General features: G+C 57.2%; 12 protein-coding genes and 2 tRNA genes. 12 read left to right on the top strand and 2 right to left on the bottom strand.

The features are described from left to right. Nucleotides 1-74: 74 nt before the first annotated feature. The 11 genes from ACI5FR_RS11090 to ACI5FR_RS11040 all read left to right on the top strand — a co-directional run bounded on the left by ACI5FR_RS11090 (nt 75) and on the right by ACI5FR_RS11040 (nt 11,517). Nucleotides 75-1,169, top strand: coding sequence for a phosphodiester glycosidase family protein (locus ACI5FR_RS11090; protein WP_405454377.1), 1,095 nt, complete (start codon nt 75-77; stop codon nt 1,167-1,169). Between the two features lie 285 nt (nt 1,170-1,454). After that, nucleotides 1,455-2,309, top strand: coding sequence for an ABC transporter ATP-binding protein (locus ACI5FR_RS11085; protein WP_405454375.1), 855 nt, complete (start codon nt 1,455-1,457; stop codon nt 2,307-2,309). Further along, nucleotides 2,269-3,378: an efflux RND transporter periplasmic adaptor subunit gene (locus tag ACI5FR_RS11080; RefSeq protein WP_405454373.1), complete on the top strand. Its 1,110-nt coding sequence runs from the start codon at nt 2,269-2,271 to the stop codon at nt 3,376-3,378. Before ACI5FR_RS11085 ends, ACI5FR_RS11080 begins: the two co-directional genes overlap by 41 nt. A 3-nt stretch (nt 3,379-3,381) precedes the next feature. Beyond that, nucleotides 3,382-6,321, top strand: coding sequence for an ABC transporter permease (locus ACI5FR_RS11075; protein ID WP_405454371.1), 2,940 nt, complete (start codon nt 3,382-3,384; stop codon nt 6,319-6,321). Nucleotides 6,322-6,324: 3 nt separating this feature from the next. Continuing rightward, nucleotides 6,325-7,206 (top strand): ABC transporter ATP-binding protein, encoded by an 882-nt coding sequence (locus ACI5FR_RS11070; protein ID WP_405454369.1) that lies wholly within the window; start codon nt 6,325-6,327, stop codon nt 7,204-7,206. A gap of 5 nt (nt 7,207-7,211) precedes the next feature. Continuing rightward, complete coding sequence (locus ACI5FR_RS11065; RefSeq protein WP_405454367.1) at nt 7,212-8,711, top strand: ABC transporter substrate-binding protein; 1,500 nt, start codon at nt 7,212-7,214, stop codon at nt 8,709-8,711. Between the two features lie 191 nt (nt 8,712-8,902). Then, the gene (locus ACI5FR_RS11060; protein ID WP_405454737.1) at nt 8,903-9,073 is read left to right on the top strand and encodes a hypothetical protein; all 171 of its coding nucleotides are present in this window, start codon (nt 8,903-8,905) and stop codon (nt 9,071-9,073) included. Nucleotides 9,074-9,154: 81 nt separating this feature from the next. Then, complete coding sequence (locus ACI5FR_RS11055; protein ID WP_405454365.1) at nt 9,155-10,024, top strand: helix-turn-helix transcriptional regulator; 870 nt, start codon at nt 9,155-9,157, stop codon at nt 10,022-10,024. A gap of 100 nt (nt 10,025-10,124) precedes the next feature. Further along, the gene (locus ACI5FR_RS11050; RefSeq protein ID WP_405454363.1) at nt 10,125-11,246 is read left to right on the top strand and encodes a Gfo/Idh/MocA family protein; all 1,122 of its coding nucleotides are present in this window, start codon (nt 10,125-10,127) and stop codon (nt 11,244-11,246) included. Between the two features lie 101 nt (nt 11,247-11,347). After that, a tRNA-Met gene (locus ACI5FR_RS11045) sits at nt 11,348-11,424 on the top strand. A gap of 16 nt (nt 11,425-11,440) precedes the next feature. Continuing rightward, nucleotides 11,441-11,517: transfer RNA gene (locus ACI5FR_RS11040), tRNA-Ile, on the top strand. A gap of 78 nt (nt 11,518-11,595) precedes the next feature. On the opposite strand, the gene ACI5FR_RS11035 is transcribed toward ACI5FR_RS11040, so the two are convergent. Then, nucleotides 11,596-12,528, bottom strand: coding sequence for an S-layer homology domain-containing protein (locus tag ACI5FR_RS11035; protein ID WP_405454361.1), 933 nt, complete (start codon nt 12,526-12,528; stop codon nt 11,596-11,598). A gap of 175 nt (nt 12,529-12,703) precedes the next feature. After that, nucleotides 12,704-12,868, bottom strand: coding sequence for a hypothetical protein (locus ACI5FR_RS11030; protein WP_405454359.1), 165 nt, complete (start codon nt 12,866-12,868; stop codon nt 12,704-12,706). 173 nt (nt 12,869-13,041) lie between these two features. Between ACI5FR_RS11030 and ACI5FR_RS11025 the strand changes: the two genes are divergently transcribed. Further along, nucleotides 13,042-13,731: a metal-dependent hydrolase gene (locus ACI5FR_RS11025; protein ID WP_405454357.1), complete on the top strand. Its 690-nt coding sequence runs from the start codon at nt 13,042-13,044 to the stop codon at nt 13,729-13,731. Nucleotides 13,732-13,744 lie beyond the last annotated feature (13 nt).

Genomic DNA, 13,744 nt, shown 5'->3' with positions numbered 1-13,744 from the left:
CTCGTTAGTTGAATCCGTGCATCTTCCGATCTGCATGAAATCCAACTAGTAAGTAAGGGGGATCAACGACACCAATGGAACAAATTCAAGGAATGCCGCTCATGGAGAAGAGGTCGCTGCCGCCTCGCCGACCCCGTCGATTTCGATGGGTGCTGTATCCAGCGGTCTTCCTCATGATTGCGATAGCGGCCTTTGCCGCCTGGTTTTATCTCACGGCCTCCGGCACATCGCTGCGCTATTTGATGGCTGACACCATCATTACGACGCAGCACCGGGAATGGGCCAAATATTTGATCGGCAAAGACGAGCTGGACAAGCGCGTGCAGGAATATTTGAACCGATTCGACGAAATGGGCCAAGTCGAGGACGATTTCAACATTAATTTGCCCAGCAAGGCCGCTAAAAACGTAGAAGTCGAAGCAATTGAAGGGAAAGGCTACAAAGGTCATATCTTGTACGTCCACGATCCTAAAATGATTCGGGTAGTGACGACGTCGATCGTCGGACAAGGAGAGCAAATTTTGAGCATGGTGAAGCGGACCGGGGCGATCGCCGGCGTGAACGGCGGCGCCTTCGACGACCCGAACTGGGACGGCAATGGCTTCAAGCCTGGCGGCATCGTCATGTCGGGCGGCAAGCTGCTCTACTCCGACGTAGGGATGAACGACCCGGTCAACGTGGTTGGCATCGATCGCGACGGTCTGATGGTCGCCGGACGCTACAAGCCTTCACAATTGCTCGAGATGGGAGTAAACGATGCGGTAACGTTCCAGCCCAAATTCATTGTGAACGGGCAAGGGCTGATCAAAAATCAGGCCGACGGCTGGGGCATCGCGCCACGTACGTGCATGGCTCAAAAGGAAGACGGGACGATTATGTTCGTCGTTATCGACGGACGGCAACCTGGTTATTCCGTTGGGGCGACATTATACGACGTGCAGCAAATCCTGCTCGAGCGCGGGGCCGTAACGGCGGCCAACTTGGACGGCGGCTCTTCGTCGGTGCTGGTGAAGGACGATGAAGTGGTCAATCGCCCGTCCAGCAGCTATGGGATGCGCTACTTGCCGACCTCGTTCCTCGTGTTCGAGCATCCCGAGAAGTACAAGTCCGGCAACATCTGGGAAGGCATCGATATGAAGCATTTCGATTCTTCCGACAAACCGTTCTGATCCAGCACTCTGAGGACCCTTCGAGGGTCCTTTTTTTTGTTGTCTTGAGAAATTGATAGTCACTCACACTTAAGGAAATCTTTAGAAACCCTTACATCCCCCTTAACGTTTTCAGTCTATTATTAAAAAAGCTCTGAACCGAGACGTTCAAGATTCTAGCAGATCCATTCCGTATAATTTGTTTCGCGCAAGCAGTAAATTTTGTAAAACAAATTGTAACTTTTTCGAAACCAATATCGTCTATAATTTGTATAATTATAGAAACTCTGAGAGGAGCGCAGATCGATGGGGTGGCTGAAGCGACATGGAAAGCCGGACGCAGCGGGAATCGACGCCTCCGGATCTACCGGCGGGACCGATGCGGAATCAGCCAAGGCAGACAGCATGAGTCCAGGTGAAGCGCCTGCGGAGCAAGGATGGGAGATCGAGCCGAGAGAGAACATCGACATTCCGGCACCGCCGGCGGAGCCAATCGTGGTCGTGCGAGGGGTGGAGCGCTCGTTTCACACCGGGAGCCGCACGCTTCACGTTTTGAAAGGGATTGAGATGGAGCTCCAGCCAAAGCGGCTCATTATGCTGCGCGGAAGGTCGGGCTCCGGCAAGACCACGCTCCTGAATTTGATCGGGGGCCTGGATCAGCCGAACAAAGGAGAAATTTATTTTCAGGGGTGTCCGTTCCATCAGTGGAGCGACGATCAACGGACGGAGGTGCGGCGCAAGCAATTCGGATTCATCTTCCAATCGTTCGCGCTTATGCCGCTACTCTCCGCCTGGGAGAATGTGGAGCTGGCGCTGCGGATGGCTGGGACGCCGCGCTCGCAGTGGAAAGGCCGCGTCCAGCATTGCCTGGAGCTCGTCGGGCTCAGCAAGCGGATGCATCATCGGCCGTTCGAGCTGTCCGGCGGGGAGCAGCAGCGAGTTGCCATCGCGAAGGCAATCGCTCACCGACCCACCCTGCTGCTGGCGGACGAGCCGACCGCGGAGCTCGATTCGCAGATGGGCGCGCAGATCATGACGGTGTTCCGCGACATCATCGAGACGGAGCATGTGACGATCTGCATGACCACGCACGATCCTACGATTCTGGAGGTAGCCGACCATGTCTATCAAATGGCGGATGGCAAATTCGTCACTACATAACAAACAGCGCACCGTGAAGCGCGGTGCGGTACTTATTCTAAGTCTTAGCCTGCTGTTCACCACCGGATGCTCCCTGCTGCCCAAGGAAGGCGAAGAGGAAGCGATCCCGACGATCAATCCGCCGAAGCTGTCCAAGAAGCCGGAATATACGGCGAAGACCGAGACCCTCGAGACGAGGGTGCGGGCAAGCGGGCGGCTGATGGCCACGAAGGAAGAATCGCTCTATTTCACCGAGACGGGCAAACGGGTCAAAGAAGTGTATGTCAAATCAGGCGAGCCGGTCAAAGCCGGCCAAGTCATCGCCGAGCTGGACGTCAGCGACCTGGAGAGCTCGCTGCGCCAGAAAAAGCTGCAATCGCGCAGCGACGAGCTGAAGATGATAGAGCTGCTGCGCCAGAGCGATGACAAAACGCCCGAGCAGATCGAACAGGCCAAGATCGAGTTCGAGCTGAAACGCGAGGAGGTCGTGAAGCTGGAGGAGTCGATCGGCAAGGCGAAGCTGAAGGCTCCGTTCGACGGTGTCGCGGTCGGGGTGTACATCAAGAAGGGAGACAGCGTCACCGCGTACAACGAAGTTGCGGTCGTCTCCGACTTGACCCAACTGGTGGTGGCGGCGCAGCCGACGGCTGACGATCTGAAGAAGATCGCGGTCGGCATGGAAGTGACCGTCGATATTAACGCGGCCGGCCAGCATAAGGGCAAGGTGAAGCAGCTGCCGAACCCGCAGACGCAGTCGCAACAAGGCGGCGGTCAGGGCGGAATCGGAGGCAACGGGCAGCAGAGGCCGCCGGACACGATCGACAACTATTTGCTGGTCGAGCTCGACGCATTCCCGAAAGGCTTGCAGCGCGGCACGCCGCTCAGCATCTCGGTCGTCACCCAGCGCAAGCCGAATGCCATCACCATTCCTACCGCCGCACTTCGTACATACTCCGGGCGTTATTACGTGCAGGTCGTCGACGAGCAGGGCAACAAGAAGGAAGTCGACGTCGAGATCGGGCAGCAGACGGCCACCGATGTGGAAATCGTAAAAGGGCTGTCCGCCGGGCAAAAAGTGGTGGGGAAATAGACGATGCCAATGCTGCGCTTTCTATACCGGAAAATGTGGAATACCCGCTGGTTAACGTTAAGCTCGCTCGTAGGGCTGATCATGGCGGTAGCATTCACGACGAGCATCCCGATGTACGCGGATGGCGCGCTTAAGCGGGTCGTAGCCAAATCGCTGCAGGATAAAAGCGACGGCATGCCGCCCGGCTCCACCTTGATCCGGTTCCAGGCGGTAGGCAACGACAGGGCGGATCTTGCCGCCTTTCAAGACGTGGACAGCTACATCCAGCAAGACATTCCGAAGCAAATCGGGTTCAGTCAGCTCGCATACGCGAGGGCGCTGTCCATTCGGAGCGCGCAAGTGACGCCGGTCGATCCAGCCAAGGTCGATCCGAGCAAGCGGCGGCAAATGTCGCTCAGCTCCTGGTCCGACCTGAGTGAGCATATCGACGTGACGCGCGGCCAGATGTTCGGAGCGGCCAGCAAGAGCGGCGTCATCGAAGCGGTCGTCTTCGAAGAAGCGATGAACGTGAACGATTTCCGGGTCGGCGACGAGTTCAATTACCCGATCGCGGGCGGTCTCGGCATCGCTCCGCTCAAAATTCGCATCGTAGGCAGCTTCACGCCGAAGCAGGAGAACGACCCTTATTGGTTCCAGGGCTTCGACGGACTGTCGAGTACGCTTCTCATTCACGAGGACGTGATGCGGAAGGAACTGTTGGAGCAGAAAAAAATTCCGCTTAATCTGGCCAACTGGTATTATGCATTCGATTTGAGCGAAATCAAGACGAGTCAGCTAGGCCTGTTGTCCCGAACGTTGGAACGCATGGACATCATTTTGTTCCAGAAGCTCAAGGACACGAGGGTCGACATCTCCTTCAAGGAAATGTTGAACGAGTTCAAGACGCTGAGCCTGCAGCTGCAGATGCTGCTGTTCACGCTCGCTGCACCAATGCTGGCGATGGTGTTCTACTACATCGTCATGAACGCGCGCCAGGCGCTTGAACGGCAGCGAAGCGATATCGCGGTGCTGCGCAGCCGGGGCGGCAGCACGCGCCAGATCATCGGCGTGTACTTGCTCGAGGGTGTCCTGCTAGGCGCGATTGCCCTCGTCGTCGGGCCGATGCTCGGCTGGCTGATGGCGAAGAGCATTGGGTCGTCGAACGGCTTCCTCATGTTCGTGGACCGCAAGGCGGTGCCGGTCGGGGTGTCCCGCGAAGCGCTGCTATACGGAACGGGAGCGGTGGTGCTGGCCATTCTCGCCAGCGTCATCCCGGCTGTCCGGTCGGCCAAGGCGTCGATCGTCAGCTACAAGCAATCGCTCGCCCGTTCCGACCGGAAACCGCTGTGGCAGCGATGGTATCTCGATGTGGCGCTGGTCGCGCTAGCCGGATACGGATATTATTCGTTCCAGACGTATCAAATTTTGTCGGCCAAAACCGGGATGACGAACGATCAGCTGCAAGTGCATCCGCTCTTGTTTTTCGTCCCGGCGCTGTCGATTTTCGCCGTCGGGTTGTTCTTTCTGAGAATTTTCCCGTGGCTGCTCCGGCTGTTCAACTGGCTGGGCAAACGGTTCCTGCCGGTACCGATTTATTTGACGCTCACCCAGCTGTCCCGGTCGGCCAAGGCGTATTATCCGCTCATGCTGCTCTTAATCTTAACCCTTGGGCTCGGAGTGTATAATTCATCGGCTGCGCGTACGATCGATCTGAATTCGACCGAGCGCACGCTGTACCAGTACGGCACCGATGTTGTACTTCAGACCGTCTGGGAAGGCAGCTCGGAGCTGACCATATCGGATCCGGGCGCCGGTTCCGGGCAAGGCGACCAAGGGGGGCAAGGTCAGGGAGGATCCGGCGGCGGCTCGGGTCAAGGCGGTCAAGGCAGCGGGCAGGGCGGTCAAGGTGGCCAGGGTGGCCAAGGTCAAGGAGGCCAAGGCGGCCCGCAAGTGAGCGAGTCCCGAGTCCGCTATGTCGAACCCCCGTTCGAGCTGTTCCGCAGCATGGAAGGCGTTGCGCACGCCGCGCGGGTGCTTCAGACGAAGGGCAATGTGCTCGTGTCGGCCCGTTCGGCCGGCCAAGGCATGGTCGTCGGCATCGACAACGTCGACTTCGCGGAAGTCGCCTGGTTCCGCGACGATCTGTTCCCCGCGAATCCGCGTGCTTACTTGAACTTGCTTGGAGCCTACGAGCAAGCGGTCATTATACCGTCCGGCTTCGCGGAGAAGTACCAATTGAAGACCGGGGACTTGATCAGCATCGCGATTCAGCAGCAAGCGCTCGAGTTCGTAGTCGTCGGCATCTTGCCTTATTGGCCCAGCCAATACCCGGATGAGCTCCCGTTCTTCATTACGAATTTGGACTATCTGTACGATCAGGTGCCGGTCATCCCGTATGAGGTGTGGCTGAAGATGCAGCCGGGGGCGAAGCTCGCGCCCGTCATCGAGACGCTGCAGGCGAAGAACATTCAGCTTGTCAGCTACAAGGATGTGCGTAACGAACTGATCACCCGGAGCAAGCACCCTTCCCGGGGCGGCGTATTCGGGATCTTAAGTCTCGGTTTCCTTGTCTCGGTCTTTATCTCGCTAATCGGCTACATTCTGTACTGGTTCTTCAATCTGTCGAGCCGGGTCGTCCAATTCGGCGTCCTGCGGGCGATGGGGCTGTCACGCCGGCAATTGACCGGTATGCTGCTGCTCGAGCAGCTCTTCACGGCCGGGCTGTCGATCACATTAGGTATCGCGATCGGGAAGCTCACGAGTCTGTTGTTCTTGCCGTTCCTGCAGACGGCCGACTCCGCCAAGACGCAGGTGCCGCCGTTCCGAGTCGTGTTCGAATCGAAGGACGCGTACCAGCTGTACATCGTCATCGCCTTCATGATGCTGACCGGCGCTACGCTGTTATTCCTGCACATTCGCAGGCTGCGGGTGCATCAAGCGGTGAAGCTGGGAGAGGAGCGATAACGGATGATTCTATGCGATGGGTTGGTCAAAATCTATAAAACCGACGACCTCGAAGTCGTCGCGCTGCAAGGACTCAACATCAACGTCGAACCCGGCGAGATGATGGCGATCATCGGCAACAGCGGCAGCGGCAAGTCGACGCTGCTGAACATTCTGGGCGGGCTCGACCGGCCGTCCGCCGGGCAAGTCCGGGTCGGGGAGTGGGATCTGCTGAAGATTACCGACGACCAGCTCGTTGAATACAAGCGCCGGACCGTCGGCTTCATCTGGCAGAACAACGCGCGAAACCTGTTGCCCTACCTGACGGCGCTGGAGAATGTCGAGATGCCGATGATGCTCGGAGGCAAGATCGACCGCGCTTATGCCCGTCAGCTCCTGGAATGGGTCGGGCTCGGGGAGCGGATGAAGAACAAGCTTTACCAGCTGTCCGGCGGGGAGCAACAGCGCGTAGCGATCGCCATCTCGCTTGCGAATCGGCCCTCCCTGCTCCTGGCAGACGAGCCGACCGGCTCGGTGGATTCGCAGACATCGGACATGATCATGGACATCTTCCGCCGGCTGAACCGGGAGCTCGGAGTGACGATCGTGATCGTCACTCACGATCTGGCGCTGGCGAGCAAGGTGGATCGTGTGGTCGCGATTCGCGACGGGATGACGAGCACGGAGTTCATCAAGCGCAATCCGAACTTGATCCTGGATCCGGGAGACGCGGAGCGGCGCAAGTCGATGCAGGAAGCGCACGAGGAGTACGTCGTGCTGGATCGCGCCGGCCGGCTGCAAATCCCGAAGGCGTACTTGGAGGCGCTCCAAATTACCGGCAAAGCTTCCATGGAATTTGATGGAGAGAAAATTATGATCAGAGCACCCAAATCATTGGAGGGATGAAACGGATGAAGAAGACGAAATGGCTCCGGACGCTTACGGGCGTAACCTTGACGGTATCGCTTATGGTGCCGCTTCTGGCCGCATGCGGCAAAGGGGACGGCAGCGACGCCAAGACGAACGGCGTATTGAGAATCGCCACGATGTACGGAGGAGCGGATGACGACTACTTCCGCCAGCAATTCACGGATGCGTATGAGATTACTCACCCTAACGTGAAGATCGAGATCGTGCCCGTAATCGACAACAGCCAATATCGATATGCACCGCCGAAGCCCGGAGAGAAGCAGCCCGATCCGCTGGAGAAGCTGAAGGAGCTGATGACCGGTCCGAATCCCCCCGATATAGCCGTGGTGAACCTGGAGCAGCTGCCCGATCTCGTCAGCAACAACATGCTGCAGCAGCTCGATCCGCTGATCACCAAAGACAAATTCGACACCGCCGACATCGTGCCTACGGTTCTGGAAGGCTTGAAGAGCGCCGGGGAGGGCAAATTGTACGCGCTCGCGCCAACTTTTACATCCAGCGCGCTTATGTACAACAAGGCTTTGTTCGACAATGCCGGCGTCGCGTATCCGAAGGACAACATGACTTGGGATGAAATGTTCGATCTGGCCCGCCGGGTGTCCTCCGGGGAAGGGGCGAACCGGAAGTACGGCTTCTCGTTCAACACATATTCATATGGCGACAATGTGTTCTACGAAATGTCCAATATCTATACGCCGCCGCTGCAGCTCCGGATGTTCAACGACGCGGGAGATAAAATGACCGTCGATTCCGACCGCTGGGAGACGGTCTGGAAGACGATGCAAGGGCTGATCAAGGATAAGGTGTTCCCGGAGCAGCCGGACCGCTCGCAGATGTCGAAGCCGATGAATCCGGGCTCGGACGACTACAACCCGTTCCAGAACGATCTGTTCAAGTCCGGCCGCCTCGCCATGACGATCGTACAGAACTATCAAGTCTACGAGATGATCACGGCGAACAAGTCCGCTACGAACGTAAAGGGGTTCACCCCGATCGACTGGGACATCGTGACGGTGCCGACGCATCCGGAGACGAAGGGTGTAGGCGGCAACATCTACATGAACGGCATCATGGGCATTAATACGAAAGCGCCGAACCCGACCGACGCCTGGTCGTTCCTGAAATTCGTCAACGGCGAGGACTGGGCGAAGCTGAAGTCCCGCAGTGTGAGCCAGATGGTGTCTCGCAAAAAATACATCCAAACCCGCGACGGGTTGAACTACAACATCCAAGCGTTCTACCTGCTCAAGCCGAACATTTTCAACGAAATGAACAAACTGTACCGCGACAAGCCGATGATCGGCCAAGTGCAGAGCATGGGATACAATTACTTTAAACAAGCGATGGACGGAACGAAGGGAATCCGCGATGCGCTGAAGGAATGGCAGACCGCCGGCGATGCCGCCCTGCAACAAATGAAGGACAATCCGAACGCTCCTATCAACATGGCCCCCGGCGCCGTCATGAAGGTCCCTTACTAAGTAATAAAGTAAACCGGCAAGAGACGTCTCTCTTGTCGGTTTTTTGTGGTCGGACTACAGAAAAAAGTAACCGAGGAGGGAATGGGGACGCCTTACGGATTGACACGGCCACGAACCGCTGCGGGTAAGAATTAGCCAACATTGGATATGCTATCTGGTAGAGGTGTTATTATTGCCGGGAGGCGGGTTCGATGAAACTGAACTGGGTCTATTGGGGAAAGCTCTACGAGAGCAAGTTCCAAGCGGGCTGCTTGGCGAAGCGGATGGAGGAGGACTGGTGGGTGTACGGCTACGAATGCCCGCAGACGGTCGAAGTATTTCGTTCGAAGAAAGGTAAATTCGGCGTCCGGTACATGCTGTAGAAGGATTCAACCGCACCCTCCAATTGAGCGTTGTCCTGCTCGTGTCGGTGAATTACAATAGAGCGAGAGGATAGCAGGCGATTGGGGGCCGTAGACGACTACATGAAACCGATGCATACGATTGCTCAGCCGATTTCGGTCACATATAGCGAAAGCCCTATTTCTAAGATGATGCCGTTCCACTCCCACTTGCACCATGAAATCTATTATTTCAACGGCGGCGCGGTCAATTACTTGATCGGAGACAAGCTGTATGAGCTGGCGCCGGGCGACCTCATCTTGATGCACGGGATGACGCTGCATTGTCCGCATATGGCGTCCGGGAACGAGTACCGGCGCACGACGATCCACTTCGATCCGGATTACGTACAAGGACTCGCCGGGCCTTCATTCGGCGTCAACGTGCTGCAGCCGTTCCAGGAGCTGCGCAATCACCGGCTTCGGCTCTTAGGCGCAGATCGGGAGGAAGTGGAGCGGCTGCTAGTACGGCTGACGAATATGCACACCATCCAGGACCCGGTCGCGTACAGGAGGCTGCTGGCCGCTTTCCTGGAGCTGCTGCTCCTCATCCACGGTTTGTGCGAGAAGCCGATGGAAGCGAGAGCCGAGGTCGTCTCCGACAAGGCATTGCACGTCCAGAACATGATTTCGTATCTGGAGGAGCATTACACGGAAGATTTGCATCTGGAGCAACTCGAGGACGCCCTGCATCTGAGCAAGTATTACTTGTCCAAAATTTTCAAGGAAGTGACCGGCGTCACGATCTTCGACTTCCTGTACCAGCGGAGGATCAACCAGGCGAAAATATGGCTGTTGAGGGAAAAAAAGCTGTCGATCACCGACATCGGCTATCAGGCCGGCTTCAAGCATCCGTCCCACTTCAGCCGGATGTTCAAAGGGCTCGTCGGCAGTACGCCGGAGCAATATCGCCGCCACCATTCGTCCTCATAAGCCGCAATCAGAGTCAAATGAGCGCGGCCATTTGCGCAACGGTAAACAAGTGGACGGACGTGCAGCTATGCTACGATGGACGGGGAGGCTGATGAAGAAAATGGAACAAGTACGAATCGGCATCGTTGGAATCGGCAACATGGGGACGTCCCACGCGAATTATTTGGCCCGCGGCGACGTGAAAGGGGCCGTCCTGGCCGCCGTCTGCGACGTGAGCGCAGAGCGGCTGCAATGGGCCGCCAAGGAATGGGGAGACCGGGTCCGCACGTTCGACAGCGTCGAGGCGATGCTCGCTTCCGGAAGTGTCGACGCGGTGCTGATCGCGAACCGGCACTTCGATCATCCGGGCACCGCGAAGCTGGCGTTCGAGCACGGCGTGCACGTGCTATGCGAGAAGCCGGCGGGCGTCTACGCCCTGCATGTTCGCGAGATGAACGAGGCGGCGGCTAAGAGCGGACTTGTCTTCTCGATGATGTATAATCAGCGCACGAATCCGCTCTATATCAAGCTTCGCGATCTCATTGCGACGGGAGAGCTCGGACAGATTCGCCGTACGAACTGGATCATCACGACTTGGTACCGGCCGCAGAGTTATTACGATTCAGGCGGCTGGCGTGCGACGTGGGCCGGCGAAGGCGGAGGCGTGCTGCTCAACCAATGCCCGCATCAGCTCGATCTGTGGCAATGGGTGACCGGGCTTGCTCCGAAGCGGCTGCGCGCGTTTTGCACATTCGGCAAGTATCGCGACATCGAAGTGGAAGACGATGTGACCGCCTACGTGGAATACGAGAACGGAGCGACGGGCGTGTTCATCACGACGACGGGAGAAGCCCCGGGCACGAACCGGTTCGAGATTACCGGCGACCGCGGCAAAATCGTGGTCGAAGACGGCAAGCTGACGTTCTGGCGCCTGCGCGTGTCGGAGCCGGAGTTCAACCGCACGTTCAAAGGCAATTTCGGCCAGCCGGAGCATTGGAAGATGGAGATTCCGGTGCAAGGCACGGAGACCGGGCACAAGGGCATCACGCAAAATTTCGTGGATGCCATTCGGGGCGGGACGCCGCTGATCGCGCCGGGCGAGGAAGGCATCAACGGCCTGTTGCTGTCGAATGCCATGCTCTTGTCCAGCTGGCAGGACGATTGGGTCGAGCTGCCGATGGACGAGCAGTTGTTCTACGAGAAAATTTCCGAGAAAATCAAAAGCTCCGTATTCCGGAGCTAGCGATCTCCTAAGTCAACCTACAAAAAGCCCTTGACAGTTGATGTGAAGTTGGTGTATATTATTATTTGTCGCTGTCGAAGGTAGACAGCTGTGAATGATGACGCGGGGTGGAGCAGCCCGGTAGCTCGTCGGGCTCATAACCCGAAGGCCGCAGGTTCAAATCCTGCCCCCGCAACCAACTTTACCTATCAGTAGGGCCCTTAGCTCAGTTGGTTAGAGCGGTCGGCTCATAACCGATTGGTCGGGGGTTCGAGTCCCTCAGGGCCCACCAGTGTAAGCTATAGCCTACATATGAATCAGCCAGCCGGCATCTCCTCGGAGTTGTGCCGGCTGGCTTTCGTTTTACTCTTTAATGATCTTTCGTAGGGGAGGCGGTGACCGCAGGCATGATTACCGGCTTGTAGCTGGAAGCCACGAAGGTGGAGGCCTTCGGTTCGGTGATCACTTGCGGATACATCTTATCCGGCTCCGGAAGGTGCGTGGAGTAGAACACCCATGCTTCGCCGTTCGCTTGGAACTCGATTCGGTCGATGCCGATCCGGTAGCCGGGGTTCGGCTTGCTGCCCCAGGAGACGGTCACTTTGTTTACATCCTCGTTCACTTTCTCCGTCTGCATCGTTACGGTCGGGTCGACGGGCGGTACGGGATCCACGGGCTTATGCTCCTTCACGAATTGGATCGCGCGATGCAGCATTTGAACGGCCTCGCCTCGGGTGACTTCGCGTTTCGGATAGAAATACCCTTTTTCCAGCTTGGCAACTTTCATAATCAGCAGTCTCTGAATCGTCGTCATGTAGCCTTCCGAGACGTCCTTCTCATCCTCAACCATCACATACAGCTCGATCAGCGGGAAGTCGCCGTTCCGCGTCATCGCTTCATACAGCAGCTTGGCGAACTGCTCCCTGGTCATCGTCTGCATCGGATCGACATCCTTCGCGAGGGACAAGCCGTTTAACTGGGCGATAATGAACGATTGGGCATACCAGCTGTCATCCGGCACTTTAGTAAAGTAATCGCTCGCCTTCGGCTCCTTGATGAACCGAATGTTGTCGATGTTCAGCTTGAAGCCCTTGACGACGAGCTCGACCGCCTGGGCGAACGTAACCTTGCCCTTCGGGGCGAACGTCTCGGCGCTGATGCCGCTTACGATTCCGGCGTCGCGAAGCGCGATAATATCGGCCTCGGCTTCATCCCCTTGAATGTCGGAGAAGGCGAACACTGTCGATTGCAGCGAGACCAGCAGGGCGAGCGCCGCTAGAAGCGCTGTCCAGCGTTTGAACATGTGGAACACCTGCTTTCCTGTAGTTTTTTGGGACGCGTCATCTTTTCTAACGGCATCGGTCTGGAAAAGGTTGCATGGCGTTCGCCAAAAAACTTCCCGTATCAAAGGGGAAAGCGGTTGCGCAATAAAAACCGTACAGGAGCCAATATCCGGCGTCACAAGGCCGGCCTTTTAATCAGGTGGCGGATGAGGCAGGGGCGTCGTTCCTCTTGCTCTCGAACGCGATGAGCGTAATCGTCTCCCCGAGCTGCTCCTTCAGCTTATGCTCCAGCGCCTGGATATCCCGCACGACTTCCGGATGCACGCTCAAATCGGCGAACTTGTAAGCATCCATTCCCATTCTCCAACATCTCCTTATCGGGCTCGAATGATTCGCATTTGGCTCTATTATTCCCGTTTCATCTATGTTTAGTCTCCGAGCCCATCGGCTTTGAAAATGCGGCTCATTTGAAGTACGATGGAAGTAGCTGTCGATCACCCGCTCTATCAAATTTATGAAAGAAGGCGATGGAAATGGAGCTTACGTATCACGGTCACTCATGCATTCAACTGACGTCCGGGGGGCATTCGCTTATTATCGACCCGTTCATCTCCGGCAATCCGAAGGCGGTGTCGCGTCTCGAAGACATTCGCGTGGACTATGTCCTGCTCACCCATGGCCATGGGGATCACACGCTGGACGCGGTTCCGATCGCCACCCGCAACGACGCCACCATCATCGCTACCTTCGAGCTTGCTACATACATGGGATGGAAAGGAGCCAAGTCGACGGCGATGAATATCGGCGGCAAGCTGTCGCTTGGCTTCGCAGAAGTGGAGATGATCCAGGCGTTCCACAGCTCTTCGATCATCGAAGAGGATACGCAGCGCATCCTCTATGCCGGAATGCCGGGCGGCTTCATCATTCGCTGGGACGGCCTCACGCTCTTGCACAGCGGGGATACGGGCTTGTTCTCCGATATGAAGCTCATCGGAGAGCGGAGCCATATCGACGTCGCATGCCTGCCGATCGGCAACGTGTTCACGATGGGGCCGGAAGACGCCGTTACGGCGGCCCAATGGTTTCGCGCGAAGAAGGTCGTCCCGCTTCACTTCAATACGTTCCCGCCGATTGAGCAGGATGGGGCGAAATTCGCGGCGGCTTTGGCCGGAGTCGGCATCCAGGGACTACCTCTAACTCCAGGGGCGACGATCACCCTGTAAGAAGCGGGAGCAG

Origin of the sequence: Paenibacillus sp. HJGM_3, assembly GCF_045062745.1 — a bacterium.
Classification (GTDB): Bacteria; Bacillota; Bacilli; order Paenibacillales; family NBRC-103111; genus Paenibacillus_AA.
Note: the sequence above shows the minus strand (reverse complement) of the source record. Positions and strands in the feature narration are given on the sequence as shown.

What these genes read in the sequence shown, in the direction of transcription:
- ACI5FR_RS11050 (WP_405454363.1), top strand. Translation starts at nt 10,125, where the DNA reads ATGGAACAAGTACGAATCGGCATCGTTGGAATCGGCAACATGGGGACG.
- ACI5FR_RS11090 (WP_405454377.1), top strand. Translation starts at nt 75, where the DNA reads ATGGAACAAATTCAAGGAATGCCGCTCATGGAGAAGAGGTCGCTGCCG.
- ACI5FR_RS11080 (WP_405454373.1), top strand. Translation starts at nt 2,269, where the DNA reads ATGTCTATCAAATGGCGGATGGCAAATTCGTCACTACATAACAAACAG.
- ACI5FR_RS11065 (WP_405454367.1), top strand. Translation starts at nt 7,212, where the DNA reads ATGAAGAAGACGAAATGGCTCCGGACGCTTACGGGCGTAACCTTGACG.
- ACI5FR_RS11070 (WP_405454369.1), top strand. Translation starts at nt 6,325, where the DNA reads ATGATTCTATGCGATGGGTTGGTCAAAATCTATAAAACCGACGACCTC.
- ACI5FR_RS11025 (WP_405454357.1), top strand. Translation starts at nt 13,042, where the DNA reads ATGGAGCTTACGTATCACGGTCACTCATGCATTCAACTGACGTCCGGG.
- ACI5FR_RS11075 (WP_405454371.1), top strand. Translation starts at nt 3,382, where the DNA reads ATGCCAATGCTGCGCTTTCTATACCGGAAAATGTGGAATACCCGCTGG.
- ACI5FR_RS11060 (WP_405454737.1), top strand. Translation starts at nt 8,903, where the DNA reads ATGAAACTGAACTGGGTCTATTGGGGAAAGCTCTACGAGAGCAAGTTC.
- ACI5FR_RS11030 (WP_405454359.1), bottom strand. Translation starts at nt 12,868, where the DNA reads ATGGGAATGGATGCTTACAAGTTCGCCGATTTGAGCGTGCATCCGGAA.
- ACI5FR_RS11085 (WP_405454375.1), top strand. Translation starts at nt 1,455, where the DNA reads ATGGGGTGGCTGAAGCGACATGGAAAGCCGGACGCAGCGGGAATCGAC.
- ACI5FR_RS11035 (WP_405454361.1), bottom strand. Translation starts at nt 12,528, where the DNA reads ATGTTCAAACGCTGGACAGCGCTTCTAGCGGCGCTCGCCCTGCTGGTC.